The 22,120-nt window shown below is 48.5% G+C and carries 19 protein-coding genes; 18 read left to right on the forward strand and 1 reads right to left on the reverse strand.

Going from position 1 to position 22,120, the window contains the following annotated elements:
• Window positions 1-63: 63 nt before the first annotated feature.
• From A1sIIB142_RS02690 to A1sIIB142_RS02705, 4 genes are read left to right on the forward strand one after another with little or no spacing between them, the layout of a single operon-like run.
• Window positions 64-921 (forward strand): branched-chain amino acid ABC transporter permease, encoded by an 858-nt coding sequence (locus A1sIIB142_RS02690; RefSeq protein ID WP_236849868.1) that lies wholly within the window; start codon window positions 64-66, stop codon window positions 919-921.
• Window positions 921-1,964 carry a branched-chain amino acid ABC transporter permease gene (locus A1sIIB142_RS02695; RefSeq protein WP_095694132.1) on the forward strand — a complete coding sequence of 348 codons (1,044 nt, stop codon included), beginning with the start codon at window positions 921-923 and terminating at the stop codon, window positions 1,962-1,964. The genes A1sIIB142_RS02690 and A1sIIB142_RS02695 overlap by 1 nt, the downstream gene beginning before the upstream one ends.
• Complete coding sequence (locus A1sIIB142_RS02700; RefSeq protein ID WP_095693574.1) at window positions 1,964-2,740, forward strand: ABC transporter ATP-binding protein; 777 nt, start codon at window positions 1,964-1,966, stop codon at window positions 2,738-2,740. Before A1sIIB142_RS02695 ends, A1sIIB142_RS02700 begins: the two co-directional genes overlap by 1 nt.
• Window positions 2,730-3,449: an ABC transporter ATP-binding protein gene (locus A1sIIB142_RS02705; RefSeq protein ID WP_095693575.1), complete on the forward strand. Its 720-nt coding sequence runs from the start codon at window positions 2,730-2,732 to the stop codon at window positions 3,447-3,449. The genes A1sIIB142_RS02700 and A1sIIB142_RS02705 overlap by 11 nt, the downstream gene beginning before the upstream one ends.
• A gap of 20 nt (window positions 3,450-3,469) precedes the next feature.
• Here the strand turns inward: A1sIIB142_RS02705 and A1sIIB142_RS02710 are convergent, their stop codons facing one another.
• A complete protein-coding gene (locus tag A1sIIB142_RS02710) occupies window positions 3,470-3,877 on the reverse strand; it encodes a PaaI family thioesterase (protein ID WP_095684643.1) in 408 nt (135 codons plus the stop codon).
• 30 nt (window positions 3,878-3,907) lie between these two features.
• On the opposite strand from A1sIIB142_RS02710, the gene polA reads away from it, so the two are divergent.
• The 14 genes from polA to A1sIIB142_RS02780 all read left to right on the forward strand — a co-directional run bounded on the left by polA (window position 3,908) and on the right by A1sIIB142_RS02780 (window position 22,118).
• Window positions 3,908-6,517 (forward strand): DNA polymerase I, encoded by a 2,610-nt coding sequence (gene polA / locus A1sIIB142_RS02715; protein ID WP_095693576.1) that lies wholly within the window; start codon window positions 3,908-3,910, stop codon window positions 6,515-6,517.
• A gap of 123 nt (window positions 6,518-6,640) precedes the next feature.
• Window positions 6,641-7,975: a 30S ribosomal protein S1 gene (gene rpsA, locus A1sIIB142_RS02720; protein WP_095674731.1), complete on the forward strand. Its 1,335-nt coding sequence runs from the start codon at window positions 6,641-6,643 to the stop codon at window positions 7,973-7,975.
• A 100-nt stretch (window positions 7,976-8,075) separates the two neighbouring features.
• Window positions 8,076-8,672 (forward strand): dephospho-CoA kinase, encoded by a 597-nt coding sequence (gene coaE, locus A1sIIB142_RS02725; protein WP_095693577.1) that lies wholly within the window; start codon window positions 8,076-8,078, stop codon window positions 8,670-8,672.
• A 4-nt stretch (window positions 8,673-8,676) separates the two neighbouring features.
• Window positions 8,677-10,752, forward strand: a complete 2,076-nt coding sequence (gene uvrB / locus A1sIIB142_RS02730; protein ID WP_095693578.1) for an excinuclease ABC subunit UvrB — start codon at window positions 8,677-8,679, stop codon at window positions 10,750-10,752.
• A 2-nt stretch (window positions 10,753-10,754) separates the two neighbouring features.
• Window positions 10,755-13,625 carry an excinuclease ABC subunit UvrA gene (gene uvrA, locus A1sIIB142_RS02735; protein ID WP_095694133.1) on the forward strand — a complete coding sequence of 957 codons (2,871 nt, stop codon included), beginning with the start codon at window positions 10,755-10,757 and terminating at the stop codon, window positions 13,623-13,625.
• Complete coding sequence (gene uvrC / locus A1sIIB142_RS02740) at window positions 13,625-15,544, forward strand: excinuclease ABC subunit UvrC (protein WP_095693579.1); 1,920 nt, start codon at window positions 13,625-13,627, stop codon at window positions 15,542-15,544. The genes uvrA and uvrC overlap by 1 nt, the downstream gene beginning before the upstream one ends.
• 15 nt (window positions 15,545-15,559) lie before the next feature.
• A complete protein-coding gene (rapZ, locus tag A1sIIB142_RS02745) occupies window positions 15,560-16,426 on the forward strand; it encodes an RNase adapter RapZ (protein WP_095693580.1) in 867 nt (288 codons plus the stop codon).
• A complete protein-coding gene (locus tag A1sIIB142_RS02750) occupies window positions 16,423-17,370 on the forward strand; it encodes a gluconeogenesis factor YvcK family protein (protein ID WP_095693581.1) in 948 nt (315 codons plus the stop codon). The genes rapZ and A1sIIB142_RS02750 overlap by 4 nt, the downstream gene beginning before the upstream one ends.
• 4 nt (window positions 17,371-17,374) lie before the next feature.
• Window positions 17,375-18,355, forward strand: coding sequence for a DNA-binding protein WhiA (gene whiA / locus A1sIIB142_RS02755; protein ID WP_095674737.1), 981 nt, complete (start codon window positions 17,375-17,377; stop codon window positions 18,353-18,355).
• Between the two features lie 144 nt (window positions 18,356-18,499).
• On the forward strand, window positions 18,500-19,498 hold the full coding sequence (gene gap, locus A1sIIB142_RS02760) for a type I glyceraldehyde-3-phosphate dehydrogenase (protein ID WP_095693582.1): 999 nt from the start codon (window positions 18,500-18,502) through the stop codon (window positions 19,496-19,498).
• Entirely contained in the window at window positions 19,498-20,685 is a 1,188-nt protein-coding gene (locus A1sIIB142_RS02765; protein WP_095693583.1) for a phosphoglycerate kinase, read from the forward strand. The genes gap and A1sIIB142_RS02765 overlap by 1 nt, the downstream gene beginning before the upstream one ends.
• A gap of 24 nt (window positions 20,686-20,709) precedes the next feature.
• A complete protein-coding gene (tpiA, locus tag A1sIIB142_RS02770) occupies window positions 20,710-21,483 on the forward strand; it encodes a triose-phosphate isomerase (protein WP_095693584.1) in 774 nt (257 codons plus the stop codon).
• Window positions 21,484-21,542: 59 nt separating this feature from the next.
• A complete protein-coding gene (gene secG / locus A1sIIB142_RS02775) occupies window positions 21,543-21,773 on the forward strand; it encodes a preprotein translocase subunit SecG (RefSeq protein WP_095674741.1) in 231 nt (76 codons plus the stop codon).
• A gap of 3 nt (window positions 21,774-21,776) precedes the next feature.
• Window positions 21,777-22,118, forward strand: a complete 342-nt coding sequence (locus tag A1sIIB142_RS02780; protein WP_095674742.1) for an RNA polymerase-binding protein RbpA — start codon at window positions 21,777-21,779, stop codon at window positions 22,116-22,118.
• The last annotated feature ends 2 nt before the right edge of the window (window positions 22,119-22,120 follow it).

Raw genomic sequence — 22,120 nt, forward strand, 5'->3', positions numbered from 1 at the left:
TCCTTGGCTTTCCAAGGGATTGCGCTGGGCCTTATTTACTCCCTAGTGGCTCTGGGGTACACCATGGTTTATGGAGTCCTTAGACTCATCAACTTTGCAAATTCTGAAGTATTCATGTTGGGAACATTTGCAACACTCTACGTAGAGGCGCATATTTTCAAGATAACAAATGATTCCGAACAGTTACACGGAATAAAATTAATTTTAGTTCTACTGGCGGCTCTCGTTGGCTCCATGGTCGTTTGCGCCGTGCTCGCGATGCTTGTTGAATTGGTGGCCTACCGAAGATTACGAGCGCGGGGAGCAAATAGACTTGCATCCTTGATTTCGGCTATTGGCGTTTCAATATTTCTTCTTGAAGGCGTGCGAATCATCACAGAGTCACGACCAATGGCTGCTCCCCGGGTTCTGCAAAAGTGGAGTTTTGGAACCGTGTGGGGCGCCGATATTCGCATCGATACAGTTCTTACAATCATCATCCCAATCGTGGTGTTCGTAATCCTAGATCGCTTCGTCACTAAGACTCGTCTCGGCAAGTCAATTCGCGCGGTCTCTATGTCCGAAGAGAATTCGAAGCTGATGGGAATCAATATCAACCGTGTTATTACTTTGACATTCTGCATTGGAGGCATCACCACAGGAGTCGCTGCGTTTTTGTATACAACAGTCTATGAGAACACCGTCTTTAAAGTCGGCTTCACAATGGGCATAGCGGCATTTACTGCAGCCGTTCTAGGTGGCATTGGAAATCTTCGAGGAGCGTTTTATGGTGGTTTGGCTCTGGGAATTCTTGAGCAGTTCGCTTCGGCGATTTTAGGTGGCCAGTGGAAGGCCGTTACTGTATTTATGGTTTTGGTTGTAGTCCTACTATTCAAACCGAACGGCCTCTTTGGTGAAGCTGTTCAGCAAACGAGAACATGATGAGTAAATTTGGTAATTTCAATCTTCGCGATAAAGGTGCTGCCATCTGGACCGGATGGAATCGTGCGACTCGAACAATTTTTGTTCTGGTCATTGTTGGTCTTGCGGCACTTCTTCCATTCTCCGCACAGTGGGGCCCTACTTCTTTCCTGAATACTCCCATCACATCTTTTGAAAATGTATTGGTTTATCCAATAGGGATGTTCGTTCTCATGGCCCTTGGACTCAATATCGTTGTAGGAAAGTCAGGACTTCTCGATCTCGGTTATGTTGCATTCTTTGCTATTGGTGCCTACACCCAAGGAATTATGTCGACTACGCTTGGTTGGAACACCTGGGAAATTATGCCTTTTGGAATTGGATTTGCGATGCTCTCCGGTGTGCTACTTGGACTTCCGGCGCTTCGCTTACGTGGTGATTATTTAGCAATTATAACTTTAGGCTTTGGTGAGATCGTGCGAATAGTGGCGCTAAATCTGAGCGCTACTGGCGGCAGTGAAGGAATTCCTGGAATCCCGAACCCACCTGCTGTCCTTGGATTTAAGTTCGATTTGATGCACCCGCAAGATTTCTTCTGGCTTGTGCTCTTCATGATTCTTTTAGTTATTTGGATGATTCGTCGCTTTACCGTTCGTCGTCCCGGTCGTGCATGGGAGGCCATCCGTCAGGATGAGGATGTTGCGGCACTTATGGGTGTCAACACTCTTATCTACAAGCTCTGGTCATTCGTTATCGGTGCCGCAGTTGGTGGGGCCGCTGGCGTACTTTATGCATCCAAAGTGATGGTTATTTCACCGGATATGTTCAAGTTCGATGTATCAATCTTAATTCTTGCCTGCGTCGTCTTCGGTGGTATTGGAAACATCTGGGGTGTAATCCTGGGTGCCTCCATTCTGGCGTACTTGCCAGAGCGCATCCGATTTATCTCCGATGCACGTCAATTGGTCTTTGGGCTAGTTCTCATCATCATGATGAATTTACGTCCAGATGGCCTCTTGCCCCGTAAGAAGCGAGAAAAAATTGAAGAGAAGAGGACGATGTAATGTCGAAGAAACTTCTCGAACTCAAGAACGTCACCATTAAATTCGGTGGTGTCACAGCTCTGAATGAAGTCGATTTCCATGTCAATGAGGGCGAGATTTGCGCTCTCATTGGACCAAATGGTGCGGGCAAGACTACGGTCTTTAACGTTGTGACTGGTGTTTATCCTCTAACATCTGGTGAGATTGTGTTTAACGGTGAAAACATTAATGGCAAGAAGCGTCACCATATTGTTAAAGCTGGCCTTGCTCGTACATTCCAGAATGTTCGCCTCTTTGGAGATATGACCGCGCTAGAAAATGTTCAGACCGCAGCGGATGTTCACAAGAAGACCGGTCTAATTCGCGCCCTTTTTGGAACACCATTGAATCGCCGCGAAGAGCGAGATGGCAAGGCTCGCGCTCATGAGCTTCTTGAGTTTATGGGAATCAATCACCGAGCAGATCAGTTGGCTAAGAATCTTCCCTATGGTGATCAGCGACGTCTTGAAATTGCACGTGCACTAGGCACAGAACCGAAGTTGATTTTACTTGATGAGCCAGCTGCGGGATTTAACCCCGCGGAGAAGGTTGCGCTGGCTGAAACGATCAAGAGAATCCGCGATAAGGGATATACCGTGCTTCTCATTGAACACGACATGTCACTGATTATGGGAATCTCTGATCGTGTTGCGGTGCTGGATTTTGGCCAAAAGATTGCAGATGATCTTCCATCAGTAGTTCAAAATGACCCTCGAGTAATTGAGGCCTACCTGGGAGTGCCTGCGGATGAATCTTGAAATTAAGGACCTTCGAGTTCACTACGGCAAGATTGAGGCTATTAAAGGTGTCTCAGTTGTTGTCAATCAAGGTGAAATTGTAACTCTGATTGGTGCTAATGGAGCAGGTAAGACAACGATTCTTAAGACCATCTCTGGTCTTCGTCCAGTTTCCAGCGGAAGCATCACATTTGACGGTGAAGATATCAATAAGATTCCAGCACACAAGCGGGTAGATCTCGGTATCTCGCAAGTTCCTGAAGGTCGCGGAATTTTTCCGGGTATGACAGTTCTGGAAAACCTTGAGATGGGAAAGTTTAATCGCAAGGATCGTAAATCTGAGATGAATCAAGACCTTGATCGCGTTTACACCTTATTTCCACGTTTAAAAGAGCGTGTCGCGCAAGCCGGCGGAACTCTTTCAGGTGGCGAACAGCAGATGCTTGCAATGGGTCGTGCGCTCATGGCTCGTCCGAAGGTATTACTCCTTGATGAGCCATCTATGGGGCTAGCACCACAGATGATTGCAAATATCTTCCGCATCATTACCGAGATTAATAAGCAGGGAGTAACAATTCTCCTGGTTGAGCAAAATGCCCAGCAGGCACTACAGCGTGCTCATCGTGCGTACATCCTTGAGACTGGAAATGTTACGAAGGAAGCAAAGGCTGCAGATCTACTTAACGATCCAGCTGTTCGTGAGGCATACCTGGGAACAGGTGCGCACTAGTTCCGTATTAGGAATTATTCTTACGAATTGAGAATGAGGCAGGTGATGCGAGCTGTACAGGTTCGCTGACCTGCCTCGTTTGTTATTACGATCTCATAGACACATAACGTGCGGCCCAATGAAATAGGGGTAGCAACTGCTGTTACCCAACCACTTGTTGCTGATTTATGGTGAGTCGCGTTGATATCAACGCCAACAATTTTGCGATCAGGACCAGCATGTAATTGCGTTCCAATGGAGCCAAGTGATTCAGCAAGCACAACATTGGCCCCGCCATGGAGCAATCCAATTGGTTGCGTGTTTCCCTCAACTGGCATCCGAGCAACAAGTCTTTCGGGGGAGACTTCAAGCATCTCGATGCCCATCTTGATATCGAGGGCGCCTTGTCCGCGTTCTTTGATGATTGCTAGGTAATCTGGTTGCGTCATAGTTGATGAGTTTATATCTAAGATGAGCCTATGACCACGAAGAGATTACTTCTTATCGATGGTCATTCCATGGCATACCGTGCTTTTTTTGCTCTCCCAGCCGAGAATTTCACCACTGCCCAGGGCCAGCACACCAATGCAATCTATGGTTTTGCAACGATGCTCATCTCCCTTCTAAAAGATGAAAAGCCCACCCACGTGGCGGTGGCCTTTGATGTCTCTCGCAAGACATTTCGCACCGAGATTTTTCCTGAGTACAAGGCAAATCGAGCAAAGACACCTGATGAGTTCAGATCTCAGATGTCATATCTCAATGAATTAGTAAAGGGTTTTGGAATCTCGCAATTCTCACTTGAAGGATTTGAAGCAGATGACCTGATTGCCACAATTACCAAACGCGCAGAGAAAGAGGGCGCAGAGGTATTGATCTGTACTGGAGACCGTGACAGTTTCCAGTTGGTCACAGCTCAAACAACTGTTCTCTACCCCAAGCGTGGTGTGAGTGAGATGGCGCGCATGACCCCGCAATCAGTGCAAGAGAAGTACGGAATGACGCCGGATCAGTATCCGGATTTTGCCGCACTTCGTGGGGATCCCAGCGATAACCTGCCATCAATTCCTGGTGTCGGTGAAAAGACGGCCGCAAAGTGGGTTGTGGAATATGGCTCTCTTACCGAACTACTTTCAAAGGCTGCGACAGTGGGTGGCAAGGTGGGTGAATCACTGCGAGCAAATATCGATAACGTGGTGCGCAACCGTGAACTCACCCAACTTATTCATGATGCACCCATCACCTTTGAAATTGATGCGCTGGCATGGAAGGGAGTTGATGACTCCAACCTCACCGCTCTCTTTGAGCAGTTGGAGTTTAGAACGCTCAAAGAACGCTTGAAAGCTATCTCAACGACGCTAGCTACCGTGAAAGATACGCAGAAGAGCAAGAGTGCTGACTCGGCGCCCTCACTCTTTGGGGCTGAAGTTACTTCCGAAATTCTTTCGGCTAAAGAGGCCGATGCAAAGATTGCCTCACATACAGGTCCAATCGCGATTGCGTGCGACTTAGTAGATGACCAACTTCAAAGATATGCCGTAGCTCTTTCTAAGAGTTCAGCTTTTCTTGTTGATTCACTTGAGATGGGTTCATGGGCAAGTGATGCGAAGGTAGAAAAAATTGCCCATGACGGGAAAGCCATTGCTCGCCAAGGAGTTCTCACCGGTGTTGTTTTTGATACCTCACTGGCTGCATATCTGGTTAACCCTGGCGTGCGCGCACAAGATGTTTCAGATCTACTTGAACGCTGGGGAGATGGCAGCCAACTTGATGAGTCTTCTGCTGAACAACTCTTATTAACTACGGCATGTGCACTCTTTGGTCTTCGTGATTCACTGACCGCAGAGCTAGAAAACCGTGGTTTAACTAAGTTATATAACAAACTCGAACTTCCGATAGCAGATTTACTGGCAATTATGGAGAACCGGGGGATAGCAGTAGATAAGAAGGAGCTTCAAACCCTGGCTGCCTTCTTTGATGCCGAGGTCGCGCGCGAGACCAAGAATGCTCATGAGGCTGCGGGACATGAATTTAATGTTGCTTCCCCTAAACAGTTGCAGGTTGTTCTCTTCGATGAGCTCGGTTTGCCTAAGACTAAGAAGATAAAGACTGGATTTACAACCGATGCCGATGCGCTCTCATGGTTATTTGAAAAGACATCACATCCTGTCTTGGCGGCACTTTTGCGTATTCGCGAGACGAAGAAGTTGGCAACCACAATTGAAGGACTTGTTGTTGAAATCAAGAGTGATAAGAGAATCCATACCCACTTTGCCCAGACAGTTGCTGCCACAGGGCGCTTGTCCTCAGTTGCGCCCAATCTGCAAAATATTCCGGTGCGCACCGAAGAAGGTCGCAAAATTAGAAACTGCTTTATTGCAGGAAGTGGTTATGACGCACTCCTGACGGCTGACTACAGCCAGATTGAAATGCGCATCATGGCTCACTTATCAAATGATGAGCATTTACTTGCAGCTTTTGAATCCGGTGAAGATCTACATGCAACTGTTGCCGCCGAGGTATTTGGTGTTAAGGCAAGTGATGTCGATCCTGAAATGCGTAGGCAAATTAAAGCGATGTCATATGGCCTTGCCTATGGCTTGAGTTCATATGGGTTAGCTGTTCAATTAGATCTCACTCCACCTGCCGCCCAAGATTTGATGGATCGATATTTCGAGCGTTTTGGTGGGATTCGCGATTACTTAAAGACTGTTGTCGATGATGCGCGCAAGGTGGGTTACACAGAAACAGTGATGGGACGTCGCAGATACTTGCCCGATTTGCTTCACGATAATCGTCAACGTCGAGAGGTAGCTGAGCGCATGGCTCTCAATGCTCCAATTCAAGGATCGGCCGCTGACATCATTAAGCAAGCGATGCTTAACGTGCAGCAGGCGTTGGTCGCCGGTGGTTACAAATCTCGGCTCTTGTTGCAGGTTCACGATGAATTGATCCTGGAAGTAGTAAAGAGTGAAGTTGATAAAGTCTCTGAACTTGTCCGCATGCAGATGGGCAGCGCATTTCCACTTCGGGCGCCGCTGGATGTCTCAGTGGGAATCGGTGCTAGTTGGAATGAAGCGGCTCATTAGCGATTTATCTGAATAACAGGCCCTGGTTGCCCATATTTTGAGGCTGGGATTTGCTACTAAATCACCTTCACACGTATTCTTGCGCAGTCCTGTCCCTACTACTTTCTATCCCTACGGAGCACCTTGACTACTCAAATTGCAATAAATGACATTGGTTCAGCGGAAGATTTCTTAGCCGCAATTGAAGGAACAATCAGAAATTTCAGCGACGGAGATCTCGTCGAAGGTACAGTTGTACAAATTGATCGCGAAGAAGTACTCCTCGATGTCGGCTACAAGACAGAAGGCGTAATTCCAGCACGCGAACTTTCAATCCGCCACGATGCAGATCCAAATGACATCGTTAAGGTCGGAGATCGAGTAGAAGCTCTCGTATTGCAGAAGGAAGATAAAGAAGGTCGCCTGATCCTTTCCAAGAAGCGTGCTCAGTATGAGCGTGCTTGGGGAGATATCGAAGGCAAGAAAGAGCGCGACGAGGTTGTCGTGGGAACTGTTATTGAAGTTGTCAAGGGCGGACTCATCGTCGACATCGGATTGCGTGGCTTCTTGCCAGCATCACTTGTTGAAATGCGTCGCGTTCGTGACCTCACTCCTTACATCGGTAAGCAGGTTGAGTGTCGCATCATCGAACTCGATAAGAATCGCAACAACGTAGTTCTTTCACGTCGTGCATTCCTTGAACAGACACAGTCACAATCACGTACTGAATTCCTGAACCAGCTCCAAAAGGGCCAGGTTCGCACAGGTGTTGTCTCATCAATCGTTAACTTCGGTGCATTCGTTGACCTTGGTGGCGTTGATGGTCTTGTTCACGTCTCTGAGCTCTCATGGAAGCACATTGATCACCCAGGTGAAGTTGTTGAAGTTGGCGACGAGGTAACTGTTGAAGTTCTCGAAGTTGATTTTGAGCGTGAGCGTGTCTCACTCTCACTTAAGGCGACACAAGAAGATCCGTGGCAGGCATTTGCTCGCACCCACACAATCAACACTGTTGTGCCGGGCGTCGTAACGAAGCTTGTTCCATTTGGTGCATTCATCCGTGTCCACGAAGGCATTGAAGGCCTAGTTCACATCTCAGAGTTGGCAGAACGCCACGTTGAGATTCCAGAGCAGGTTGTTGCCGTAGATGACGAACTATTCGTGAAGATCATCGATATCGATCTTGAGCGTCGTCGCATCTCACTCTCACTTAAGCAAGCAAATGAAGGCCAAGAAGTAGAGATCGAAGCATTTGATCCAACTCAATACGGAATGTCTGCTCGTTATGACGCAGAAGGAAACTTCATCTATCCAGAAGGATTCGATGCTGATACCCAAGAGTGGAAGCCAGGCTTTGACTCACAGCGCGAGGAGTGGGAGCGTCAATACGCTGTTGCTCAAGAGCGCTTCCTTGCACACAAGAAGCAGAAGGCAGAAGCAAAGGTTGCGGAAGAAGCAGCTGTAGTTGCCGCCGAATAAGTCTTAAAGAAAGAGAGACTCATACGGGTCGCGGGGTGTTACTTAACCTCGCACACCCCGCATGGGTCTCTTTTTTCATCCTCAGAGATAGGCTAGCTCCATGTTAGTTGTTGCACTCACTGGTGGCATTGGTGCAGGAAAGTCCACTGTGGCGCAATGCTTTGCCGAACTTGGGGCGCTAGTAATCGATGCGGATCAACTCGCTCGTATGGTCATTGAACGAGGAACCGATGGTTTTGCTGAAGTCTTACTTCGTTTCGGAGATGAAGTAATTCAAAATGGTGATATCGACCGTAAAAAACTTGCTGAGATTGTTTTCAGCGATGCGTCAGCACGAGCAGATTTAGAGGCGATTATTCATCCGCGGGTTCAGGCGATCTTTGCCGAAGCAGTGGCTGACCTAGATCACGATGACATCCTGATTTATGAAATTCCATTATTGGCAGAAACAAATGCGGCTGAGAAGTTTGACTATGTCATTACCGTTGAATCAGATTTAGAGCTACGCAAGGAACGCTTGCTTAAGCGAGGACTCTATATTTCACAGATCGAGAAGCGGATTGCAGCCCAGGCATCACCTGAATCTCGAGAAGCTCTTGCTGATACTGTTATTTACAACAACTCTGATGAAGATTCGCTCCTGCGCCAGGTTGAAAATCTCTGGGAGAGCGTTCTTCTGCCGCAGTCGCTAGGCTAAGAGTGTGCGCCCAGTAACTGATCTCCAGCGGAAAGTCGCGCCCTTTCAGGTCATAAGTGATTACATTCCAGCCGGAGATCAACCAGCGGCAATTGAGGAGATCGCAAAGCGGATCAATAACGGCGCTCAGGATGTTGTTCTCTTAGGTGCTACCGGAACTGGAAAGTCGGCAACCACGGCTTGGCTGATTGAACGTTTACAACGTCCCACACTTGTTCTCGCGCCAAATAAAACCTTGGCAGCCCAGTTGGCCAATGAATTTAGAGAACTGCTGCCTAATAATGCGGTGGAGTACTTCGTTTCATACTATGACTACTACCAACCTGAAGCCTATGTTCCGCAAACTGATACCTTTATTGAGAAAGATTCAAGTGTCAATGATGAGGTCGAGCGACTTCGTCACTCAGCGACCAACTCACTTCTTACTCGCCGCGATGTTATTGTGGTTGCAACAGTGTCTTGTATTTATGGGCTTGGAACGCCGCAGGAATACATAGACCGGATGATTCGCCTGAAAGTGGGCGATGAAATCGAACGTAATGCGCTGCTACGTAAGTTTGTTGATGTTCAATATAAGCGAAACGATATGGCCTTTGAGCGCGGCACCTTCCGGGTTCGAGGTGACACCGTAGAGATAATTCCGATGTATGAAGAGTTGGCTGTGCGTATTGAAATGTTCGGGGATGAGATTGAGAAGATTATGACGCTCAATCCGCTCACCGGTGAGATTGTCCATGATGAAACTGAAATCTATATCTTCCCGGCAACCCACTATGCCGCCGGTCCAGAGACGATGAAACGCGCTATGGGGGAGATTCAAGATGAGCTTCAGGTGCAGCTCAATCTCTTTACCAAGCAAGGCAAGTTACTTGAAGAACAGCGCCTTCGCATGCGTACTACCTTTGATTTGGAAATGATGGAGCAACTGGGTTTCTGTTCTGGCATTGAAAATTACTCACGTCATCTAGATGGACGCGAAGCCGGATCTGCGCCCAACTGTCTCCTTGATTACTTCCCGGAGGATTTCCTGGTTGTCATTGATGAAAGTCACGTGACTGTTCCACAAATTGGTGCGATGTTTGAAGGCGATGCATCACGTAAACGAACCTTGGTGGAACACGGATTTAGATTGCCCAGTGCACTAGATAACCGACCACTTAAGTGGCCGGAGTTTTTGGAACGCACAGGGCAGAAGGTTTATTTGTCAGCCACACCCGGCAAATATGAGATGGAGAAGGTCGGGGGAGATGTCGTTGAACAGGTGATTAGACCGACTGGGTTGGTTGATCCACAAATCATTATCAAGCCAATTAAGGGGCAGATTGATGATTTACTCTACGAAATCAATATTCGGGCAGAGAAGAATGAGCGCGTATTAGTTACTACTCTGACTAAGAAGATGTCAGAAGACCTTACGGATTACCTGCAAGAGCGCGGAGTGAGAGTTCGCTATCTTCACTCTGAGGTAGATACCTTGCGACGTGTTGAGTTACTACGTGAACTTCGTATGGGTGAGTACGACGTCCTGATTGGAATCAACCTCTTGCGCGAAGGACTCGATTTACCGGAAGTTTCACTTGTCGCAATTCTCGATGCTGACAAAGAAGGCTTCTTGCGTTCTGCAACTTCACTGATTCAAACAATTGGGCGCGCCGCTCGAAATGTTTCAGGTGAAGTCCATATGTATGCCGACAATATGACCGCGGCCATGACCAAAGCTATTGATGAGACCAATAGACGAAGAGCGAAGCAGGTTGCGTATAACCTCGAGCGCGGGGTGGATCCCCAACCGCTACGTAAGAAGATCAGCGATATCACTGACCTCATCGCCCAAGAAAGTGATGACACAGATGACATCATGGCCGGAATTAAGGGTAAGAAATCTTCGGCGGCCCTGCCATTCTTATCGAAATCAACGGATTCCATGCCGCGCCAAGAACTCATTGCATTGATAGGCTCCCTCACCGAGCAGATGCGTGGCGCAGCCGATCAACTTCAATTCGAACTTGCTGCTCGCCTGCGTGATGAATTAAAAGAGCTAAAGCGTGAACTTCGTGGAATGGATGAGGCTGGTACGTGAGCATCGATAAGTTAGTCGTACGTGGTGCGCGCGAGCATAACCTCAAGGATGTTTCTATTGAACTTCCACGCGATGCACTCATTGTCTTTACCGGCCTTTCAGGCTCGGGTAAATCAAGCCTTGCCTTTGACACCATCTTTGCCGAAGGTCAGCGTCGTTATGTCGAATCTCTTTCCGCCTATGCCAGACAGTTCTTAGGTCAGATGGATAAGCCTGATGTCGATTTCATTGAAGGCTTATCTCCGGCAGTTTCTATCGATCAGAAATCAACGAATCGAAATCCACGCTCAACGGTGGGAACAATTACCGAGGTCTATGACTACTTCCGACTGCTCTTTGCACGTGCTGGTCGCCCGCACTGCCCAGAGTGTGGCAAGGCTGTTTCCCGACAGAGCCCGCAACAAATCGTGGATCAAATCCTCACCATGCCGCCAACAACTAAGTTCCAAGTATTGGCACCAGTCATCCGCGAACGTAAAGGTGAGTTTGTCGAACTCTTTGCAGAGTTAGTTACGCAGGGCTACTCCCGCGCTCGAGTTGATGGGGAAATCATCCAACTCACCGAAGCGCCAAAGCTTAAAAAGCAGGAGAAGCACACCATCGAAGTTGTCATCGATCGCCTGACAGCTAAAGCTGAGAGTAAATCTCGCCTGACTGATTCGATTGAGACTGCCCTCAAACTCGGCAATGGCTTAGTACTTCTTGATTTTGTTGATGCCAAGAGTGGTGAGAAGGAACATACCTATAGCGAGCACTTAGCTTGCCATGATTGCAATCTCTCTTTCGAAGAACTTGAACCGCGCTCGTTCTCTTTTAACTCTCCATTTGGAGCGTGTGAAGAATGTTCTGGAATCGGAACTAAGTTAGAGGTGGATGAAGAACTCATTATTCCTGATGATTCAATCTCCATAAATGAAGGTGCTATTGCACCTTGGGCTGGGGGACAGTCATCAGAGTACTTCCTGCGATTACTTGAAGCGCTGGCGCTGGAACTCAAATTCTCACTCGATAATCCTTGGAAGAAACTCTCGGTTAAAGCCAAAGAAGCAATTATGAATGGCTTTGATTACGAAGTTCATGTCAAGTATAAGAATCGTTATGGCCGTGTCCGTAACTATTCAACTGGCTTTGAAGGTGTCATTCCCTTTATTCATCGTCGCCATGGTGAAACCGATAGTGATTACAGCCGCGATAAATACGAGGCATATATGCGCGAGACGCCATGTCCTGCTTGTAAGGGTGCGCGCTTGAAGCCAGAGGTACTTGCGGTCACGCTAGGCGGAAAATCAATTGCCGAAGTATGCGCACTTTCTATCGATGATTGCGCAACGTTTCTCAAGCAAGTGACCCTCAATAAGCGAGAAGCACAAATTGCTGAGCGCGTTATGAAGGAAGTTCATGCCCGGCTAGGTTTTTTACTTGATGTGGGCCTTGATTACTTATCACTCGACCGCCCGGCAGCAACGCTTTCTGGCGGTGAAGCTCAACGTATTCGTCTTGCAACCCAGATTGGTTCCGGACTTGTCGGAGTTCTCTATGTCCTAGATGAGCCATCCATCGGACTTCATCAACGTGATAATCGCAGGTTGATTGAGACCCTAACGCGCCTTCGCGATCTTGGAAATACTCTGATTGTTGTTGAACATGATGAAGAGACCATTCGCACTGCAGATTGGGTCGTTGATATTGGACCTGGTGCCGGCGAGCACGGCGGTCGAGTCGTTGTCTCAGGTTCCTATGAGGAACTGATTGCATCGAAGGAATCAATTACTGGTGCTTATCTATCGGGGCGCAAATCAATAGAGATTCCAAAGACCCGTCGTGCAGTCGATCCAAAACGTCAATTGGTGATTAAGGGCGCGAAGGAGAATAACCTCAAAGATGTCGAGGTTAGTATTCCGTTGGGACTCTTTGTCTCAGTGACCGGAGTATCAGGTTCTGGTAAATCAACACTGGTTAACGACATTCTCTATACGACTCTTGCAAATAAGCTCAATGGTGCACGTCTAGTTCCAGGTCGTCACCGCACAATTACCGGCATCGATCAACTAGATAAAGTTGTGCATGTTGATCAATCACCTATTGGGCGTACACCGCGATCTAACCCAGCAACTTACACCGGTGTCTTCGATAAAGTTCGCGCCCTCTTTGCCGAAACTACGGAAGCGAAAGTGCGTGGCTATCAGCAGGGTCGTTTCTCCTTTAACGTCAAAGGTGGACGGTGCGAGAATTGCTCTGGAGATGGAACCATCACCATTGAGATGAACTTCTTACCTGATGTCTATGTTCCGTGCGAGGTCTGTCATGGCGCGCGCTATAACCGGGAAACTCTTGAGGTTCACTACAAGGGCAAGACCATTGCCGAAGTTTTGGATATGCCGATTGAGATTGCGCATACTTTCTTTGAATCTGTTCCCACTATTGCGCGCTACCTCAAGACCTTATGTGATGTGGGCCTTGGCTATGTGCGTCTAGGTCAATCAGCTCCCACTCTTTCAGGTGGAGAAGCCCAGCGCGTGAAGCTTGCGACCGAGCTACAACGCAGATCAACAGGGCGCACGATCTATGTCTTAGATGAGCCAACGACAGGACTGCACTTTGAGGATGTCAATAAACTGCTCGGTGTTCTTAAGCGCCTGGTGGAAAGTGGAAATACCGTGATTGTGATCGAGCACAATCTCGATGTCATTAAGTCTTCGGATTGGGTCATTGATATGGGACCAGAAGGTGGCTTCCGCGGCGGAACCGTCGTTGCCGAAGGTACTCCAGAAGATGTGGCAAAGGTGAAAGCTAGTTACACCGGGCAATACTTAGCTGAAGTTCTGGCAACTAATCGCGCGATCGTTAAGAAAAGCCCAGCGAAGAAGAAATAATGGCGGAACCTTCCAGTTATCGCCCACGCGAGATTCCTGAAGAGCCAGGGGTATATCGCTTCTATAACGCTGATGACAAAGTCATTTATGTGGGTAAGGCGAAAAATCTAAAGAATCGATTGACAACCTATTTCGGTTCCAATCTTGCGCAGAAGACCTATCGCATGGTGCATGAAGCGGTGCGAGTGGACTGGACCATTGTCGCAACCGAGCTAGAAGCGTTGGCGCTGGAATTTTCCTGGATCAAGCAGTATCACCCGACGTATAACGTGCAATTTAAGGACGATAAGTCTTATCCATATCTGGCTATTTCGATGGCCGATGAATTTCCACGAATTTTCGTTACCCGCAAAGAGAAGCGTCCCGGACTTAAATACTTTGGTCCTTATACAAATGCCTGGGCGCTGCGTAATACCTATGAAGTGCTCCTTAAAGTCTTTCCGGTCCGCTCCTGCAGTGCTGGAAACTTCCAGCGCGCACAGCGAACAAAGCGGCAATGCTTACTTGGAGATATTGGTAAATGTGCCGCGCCTTGCGTTGGTTGGGTAACACCACAGGAACATAGAGAGATTGCGGAGAAGCTCGATTCATTTATGGAAAAAGGGATGGAGAACTTGCTGCCAACCTTACGTACGGAGATGGAGTTGGCGTCGGACTTAGAAGAGTTTGAACGAGCTGCGCGTCTGCGCGATCAGATTGAATCTTTTGAGAAAGCGCAGCGCTCAACACAAGGCAATCTCTCTGATGACCTCGATGGTGATTTCATCTCAATCCATGAAGAAGGACTTCATGCTGCTGGTTCAATCTTCATGGTTAGGCGCGGTTCCATTAAAGGTTCGCGTTCCTGGATAGTGGATCAGGAAAAAGCCCTGGAAGGAGATGATCAGATTGCCTCACTGTTCTTCTCAATCTATAGCCAGAGCGCACCAACAGATATTCCACATGAGATCTTCCTTAATCAAGAACCGGTAGATCGCACTGCACTAGAAGACTGGCTCTCGTCCATCCGTGGTGCTCGAGTTGCTATTAAAGTTCCACAGCGTGGTGAGAAGGTGGAGCTCCTGCAAACAGTTGAGCGCAATGCTCATTACGCACTTGTTCAGTATTTAAGTAAGCGCGCAACAGATGCTGCAGTCTCGGGTAAGGCGCTGCTTGAACTTGAGGAAGAGTTACAGCTTTTGCGCACCCCTCTGCGCATTGAGTGCTATGACATCTCCAATATTTCAGGAACTACAGTTGTTGCATCTATGGTCGTCTTTGAAGATGGCCTAGCAAAGAAGAGCGAATATCGCCGCTTCATTATTGATACCGATACGGCACAGGATGACACTCGAGCCATGCACCAAGTAATTACCCGTCGAATGAAGAGGTTATTGGCAGATAGAGATGTCAATAAGAGCGAGGTTGCTGAAACTGGTGGAAAGTTGAGCAAGTTTGCCTATCCACCACAGCTAATCGTTGTTGATGGCGGCGCCCCGCAAGTTGCTGCAGCCGCGCGAGCACTTGATGAACTAGGAATAACAGATGTTGCCTTATGTGGCTTAGCAAAGAGACTGGAAGAAGTCTGGATGCCAGGGGATAAAGATCCTTTGATCCTGCCGCGAACAAGTGAAGGCATGTATTTACTACAGCGCATTCGAGATGAAGCTCATCGATTCGCAATTACCTTCCACCGCAGCCGTCGCTCCAGAGTGATGCTGGAATCTCTCCTCGATGAGATTCCACAACTGGGAGAAACACGAAGAGCCGCGCTCCTTGACCGTTTTGGGTCAGTTACTGCGATGCGCAAAGCCAGTGCGGATGATTTAGCTGCAACACCCGGAATTGGAGCCACCATTGCCGCAATTATCTATAGCCATCTGCAATCGCTATCAATTCCAGCGGTGGATATGAATACTGGCGAGATACTTGACAGCTAGGGGAGAATACGAAGCATGAGCACAAAAGAGCTTCTGGTTCTCACCGGAATGTCTGGCGCCGGGCGATCCACAGTTGCCCACGCGCTAGAAGATCTTGGCTGGTATGTCGTTGATAATTTACCGCCAGCACTCGTTCCTCAGTTGGCAGAGCAAGCCCACGACACACACGCATCGTTAGCCGTTGTCGTCGATGTTCGCGGCGGAAAATTCTTCGATGAACTCAGTAGCGCACTTGATACCTTAAAAAAGTCAAGCGTTCCTTATCGTTTGCTCTTTCTAGATGCCACAGACCAAGCACTTGTGCAGAGATTTGAATCAACGCGCAGACCGCACCCGCTACAAGGGAAGGATCGCATCGTTGACGGAATTGCACGTGAGCGAGCAAAACTGGAAGAGATACGAGCTGGCGCAGATGTTGTTATTGATACATCTAACCTGAACGTGCACCAATTAGAAAAGCGTACGAGTGAGATATTTGCTGCCGGAATGCTTCCCAGTATTCGCATCAATGTGCTCTCTTTTGGATATAAGTATGGAATACCGGTAGATGCCGATTTGGTATTGGATTGCAGATTCATTCCCAACCCGCATTGGATTCCAGAACTCAGACCAATGAATGGCCTAGATGCACCGGTCTCAGAAAAGGTTCTTTCGAGTGAGGGCGTTGCAGAATTTGTGTCGAGTTATGTTTCGGTCGTGCGACAGATGATTCCGGGATATTTTCGAGAAGGAAAGAAGTATGTGACGATTGCAATTGGTTGCACCGGAGGTAAACATCGCTCGGTTGCCATTGCAGAAGAAATTGCCAAGCAGTTGATTACCGTCTCCTCTGATCTTGAGATATCAGCGCACGCAACACATCGCGATGTAGGGCGGGAATGATTTCACAGAAAAAAGTTGTCGCACTCGGTGGTGGTCATGGATTAGCTGCAACCCTGACAGCGCTACGACAATTCACAACCGAGATCACCGCGATAGTCACCGTTGCAGATAACGGCGGATCCAGTGGAAGGTTACGGGAAGAATTTTCCATCATGCCACCGGGTGATTTAAGAATGGCACTGGCTGCGCTATGTAGTGATGACGAGTGGGGTCGTAGTTGGGCGCAAATTATGCAATATCGCTTCACGAGCACGGGTGAACTCAATGGTCATGCTGTGGGAAATCTTCTGCTGGCAGCACTCTGGGATCGCGATGAAGATACCGTTGCTGGTCTTGATCGGGTGGGCGCACTCTTGAAAGTTGTTGGTCGCGTTCTGCCGATGGCGGCGCAAGCACTAGATATTGAAGCAACCTTTGAAGACGCTAGCGGCACACACATTGTCCGCGGACAGGCAGAGGTAGCAACAAGTAACGGACGATTGAAATCACTTCGCATCATTCCGGAAAACCCTGATGCGCGTGCAGAATCTATTGCGGCGATTGCCGATGCGCAGTGGATCACGATGGGGCCTGGCTCCTGGTTTTCTAGCGTTATTCCACATTTACTTGTGCCCGCGCAGCGAGCAGCGCTGGTGGCTTCACCTGCCAAAAAGATTCTTTTACTCAATCTAGATTCCACCGATAAATCTGCGGGGGAGTACGCCGGGTATTCACCACTAGAGCATTTGATGATTCTCAATGAATATGCACCGGATTTAGTATTTGATGTTGTTGTAGTAGATGCCTCATCTTCGGGGGCCGAGGAATTACAGCGCCATCTTTCAACTACAGGTTCAGAGTTTATTGCCGCTGATTTGCGCAGCAAAAGCTCGCCCTTGCATCATGATGTCAATAAATTGGGTCAGCTTTTCGCACACATAGATGCAGAAATACTGGTTGGATAACCCCATGGCAATGACCGCTGCAGTCAAAGACGAGCTCAGTCGTCTTTCGGTAACCAAGCCTTGTTGCCGAAAGGCCGAAGTCTCATCGCTACTTCGTTTTGCAGGTGGGCTTCATATCGCCGCCGGCAAGGTAGTTATTGAAGTCGAGCTCGACACATCCCAGAGCGCTAGACGGCTGAAGAAAGATATCGCCGACATCTACGGTCACGATAGTGATTTGGCAGTTCTTTCTTCCAGTGGCCTACGTAAAGGTTCACGTTATGTGGTGCGTGTTATTGAATCAGGCGATGCTCTTGCTCGCCAAACAGGTTTGATTGATGCCAATGGTCGCCCGGTTCGCGGACTTCCACCTCAAGTAGTTGCGGCAAATGTCTGTGATGCCGAAGCAGCCTGGCGTGGTGCCTTTATCGCACATGGGTCACTGACTGAACCTGGTCGTTCCTCATCACTTGAAATTACCTGTCCCGGACCAGAGGCAGCACTTGCCCTAGTTGGCGCAGCTCGCCGTTTGAATATCGTGGCCAAAGCTCGAGAAGTGCGCGGAGTCGATCGTGTTGTTATTCGAGATGGCGATGCCATCGGTGTTTTGCTTACTCGCTTAGGTGCGCATGAAAGTGTGCTTGCTTGGGAAGAAAGGCGTATGCGCCGGGAAGTTCGCGCGACAGCCAACAGACTTGCAAACTTTGATGATGCCAATCTGCGGCGCTCTGCGCGAGCAGCCGTTGCGGCCGCAGCTCGCGTGCAACGTGCGATGGAAATTCTCGGTAGTGAAATACCAGATCACCTCAAAGAAGCCGGTGAACTCCGTATTTCACATGGACAGGCAAGTTTGGAAGAACTTGGATCACTTGCAACACCACCTATGACCAAGGATGCAATTGCTGGGCGTATTCGTCGGTTGCTGGCCATGGCCGATAAACGTGCCGGTGAATTAGGTATCCCGGACACCGAAGCTGGATTATCACCTGACTTATTGGGTGAATAACAGGTTAAAGATACGTGGTTGCGTGCAAGCAACCGGGGAGAAGCAGCTAGAGCACTGGTAGAGTGCGCACTAAGCCCCCAGCGTTGTGGCGTTAAAAATAGCCACCTTTATCTGGGGCAATAAACAATGTAAAAGAGGTTTCACATGATTAATGTCGGAATTAATGGTTTTGGACGCATTGGACGTAACTTTTTCCGTGCCGCACTCACCAACCCAAATATCAATATCGTCGGTATTAATGACCTGACTGATAATGCAACACTGGCACATCTGCTCAAGTACGACTCAATCTTGGGTCGCCTTGGTCTTGATGTCACATATACCGATGACAGCATGAGCGTCGGCGGTAAGACATTCGCAGTATTTGCAGATCGTGACCCAGCAAATCTTCCATGGGCTTCGGTTAAGGCAGATATTGTTATTGAATCAACCGGCCACTTCACCAAGGCAGCAGATGCCAAGAAGCACATTACAGCCGGTGCTAAGAAGGTAATTATTTCAGCGCCAGCTTCAGATGAAGACATCACCATCGTGATGGGTGTGAACCACGATAAGTATGACCCAGCCAACCACCACGTGATTTCAAATGCATCCTGCACAACAAACTGCCTAGCTCCGATGGCTAAAGTTCTTCACGATAACTGGGGAATTGTTAAGGGCTTGATGACCACTATTCACGCCTATACCAACGATCAGGTCATCCTTGATTTCCCACATAAGGATCTCCGTCGTTCCCGCGCGGCTGCCACAAATATGATTCCTACATCCACTGGCGCAGCTAAAGCCATCTCGCTCGTTCTGCCAGAGCTCAAGGGCAAGCTCGATGGTTATGCGATGCGCGTTCCAGTTCCAACAGGGTCCGCGACCGACCTCACCGTTGAACTTGCCAAAGAGGCGAGCGTTGCCGAGATTAATGCCGCAATGAAGGCAGCTTCAAACGGAGCACTCAAGGGATTTCTTTCATACACTGAAGATCCAATCGTCTCTTCAGATATCGTCACCGATCCATCTTCTTGTATCTTCGATTCCGGCCTGACTAAGGTAATCGGAAATCAAGTCAAAGTTGTTGGTTGGTATGACAACGAATGGGGTTACTCAAACCGACTAGTTGACCTAGTGGGATATCTTGGTAAATCTCTCTAATGACTTCATTGGTCGATCTAGATGTTGCTGGTAAGCGGGTATTTCTCCGGTGCGATCTCAACGTTCCTTTAAAGGAATCAAAGATCACAGATGACGGTCGTATCCGCGCATCGCTACCAACAATTAGCGCACTCCTTGAAAAAGGTGCGAGCATTGTTATCGCGGCGCATCTAGGTCGCCCAAAAGGTGAAGTAAAACCAGAACTATCGCTAGCTCCAGTAGCGGTGCGCTTAGCTGAATTGCTTGGAAAACCAGTGCAATTTATCCCGGCAATTACGGGAGCAGATGTCACAGCAAAGGCAGAAGCTCTGGGACCAGGTGAGATTCTACTTCTGGAAAACATTCGCTTCGCATCTGCTGAGACATCTAAAGATGAGCGTGAGCGTTTAGCTTTGGCCACAGAGCTAGCGAAGTTAGCTGATATCTATGTGGGCGATGGCTTTGGCGCTGTGCACCGTAAACATGCTTCGGTATTTGATCTTCCCAAGTTGCTGCCTCATGCAGCAGGAACTTTGGTATCTGCCGAAGTTGAAGTGTTAAAAAAACTCACTGTTGATCCGGTGCGCCCTTATGGAGTTGTCCTTGGTGGGTCGAAGGTTTCCGACAAGATAGGTGTCATCGCTAACCTGCTTGGAAAAGTAGATGTGATGGCTATTGGCGGAGGAATGCTCTTCACCTTCTTAGCTGCACAAGGCAAGGAAATTGGAACTTCACTTGTTGAAGTAGATCTGATCGATACCGTCAAGGGTCTGATCAAGCAGGCCGAAGATTCTGGGGTTAAGTTATTAATCCCTGCAGATATCGTTATTGCTCCAACATTTTCAGCCGATGCAACTCCTACTCTTGTTAGCGCCGATGCGATTCCGAATAATCAGATGGGACTTGATATTGGTCCTGAATCAGCTGCTGCTTTCGCTGCGGCGATTAAGAATTGCAAAACAGTTTTTTGGAACGGTCCAATGGGCGTCTTTGAATTTCCCAAATTTGCAGCCGGAACCAAAGTTGTCGCACAAGCGCTGACTGAAGTCTCTGGAATTTCAGTAGTTGGTGGTGGCGATTCCGCGGCGGCGGTTCGAGCACTTGGATTCGAAGATTCCCAATTTGGCTATATCTCAACCGGCGGTGGAGCATCACTTGAATACCTTGAAGGAAAAGAGCTCCCTGGTCTGACCGCACTTGATCTGTAGCATTCGACACCAAAGGAGAACCAAATGCGTAAACCGTTAATGGCGGGCAACTGGAAGATGAACCTCAATCACCTTGAGGCGATTGCAGTTGCTCAAAAACTCGTCTACTCACTTGCCGATAAAGATTACGACGAAGTCGATGTTGCAATTATTCCTCCCTTTACCGATATCCGTTCCATTCAGACCATGGTCGATGGCGATCGCCTTCGTCTGCAATATGGCGCGCAAGATCTCTCTCCGGAAGCATCTGGTGCTTTCACGGGTGATATCTCTGGCTCGATGCTCGCAAAATTAGGCTGTACCTTTGTTGTGATTGGTCACTCGGAACGACGCGCCATCCATCATGAAGATGATGCACTTATTAATCGCAAAATCAGAGCGGCACTTACCCATGAGCTCACGCCAATCTTCTGTGTCGGAGAAGATCTACCAGTGCGCGAATCAGGTGCTCACGTTTCACATGTCATCCGCCAAGTGCGGGCAGGTCTAGAGGGATTTCATAAGCCAGAGCTGAAGAAAATTGTGATTGCCTATGAACCAGTGTGGGCAATTGGAACCGGCAAGAGTGCCACACCAGAAGATGCGCAAGAAGTATGTGCGGCTATCCGGGAAGAGATTGAGCAGATTGGTTCTGCAGAAATTGCTGCAAATATGAGAATCCTCTATGGCGGTTCAGTGAAATCTTCCAACATTGCAGAGATCATGAAGCAGGCTGATGTCGATGGCGCCCTCATTGGGGGAGCAAGCCTTGACCCAGAAGAGCTGGCAAAGATTGCCAAGTTCCACACCCAGGCGTGATTCAAGAGTTTCCCATTCATTCGGGTATCCTGTTCCCCTACCTCTAGAGGAGTTTCACCGTGGCTTTAGCGCTTTCAATCTTTCTCGTCATCACCAGTTTCTTGATGATTCTCTTGGTTTTACTCCATAAGGGCAAAGGATCAGGACTCTCTGATCTCTTCGGCGGCGGAATCTCTTCCAACTACGGAGGCTCTTCTGTAGTTGAAAAAAATCTTGATCGCATCACCATTGTCGTTGGTGGCCTCTGGTTTGCCGGTGTCGTAGCTCTCTCTCTTGTTTTGAAAGGTTAATTCATGGCAAGTGCTATTCGTGGCAGTCGTGTCGGTGCTGGCCCAATGGGCGAGGCCGAGCGCGGAGATCAGATTGAACGCGCCACCGTTTCGTATTGGTGTGCAAATGCCCATGAAGTAAGACCATCGTTTGCGGTTGAAGAGACGGTCGTTATTCCTGATCAATGGGATTGCCCTAAGTGCGGCCTTCCGGCAGGTCGCGATAAAGCTAATCCGCCATCAGCGGTTGTCAATGTTCCTTATAAGACTCACCTTGCTTATGTGAAGGAAAGACGCACAGATAAAGAAGGCGAAAAGATTCTTGAAGATGCCTTGCGCAAACTTCGCGGGGACGATATCGAATAAAG

This window comes from Candidatus Planktophila versatilis (genome assembly GCF_002288345.1).
Taxonomy (GTDB): domain Bacteria; phylum Actinomycetota; class Actinomycetes; order Nanopelagicales; family Nanopelagicaceae; genus Planktophila; species Planktophila versatilis_A.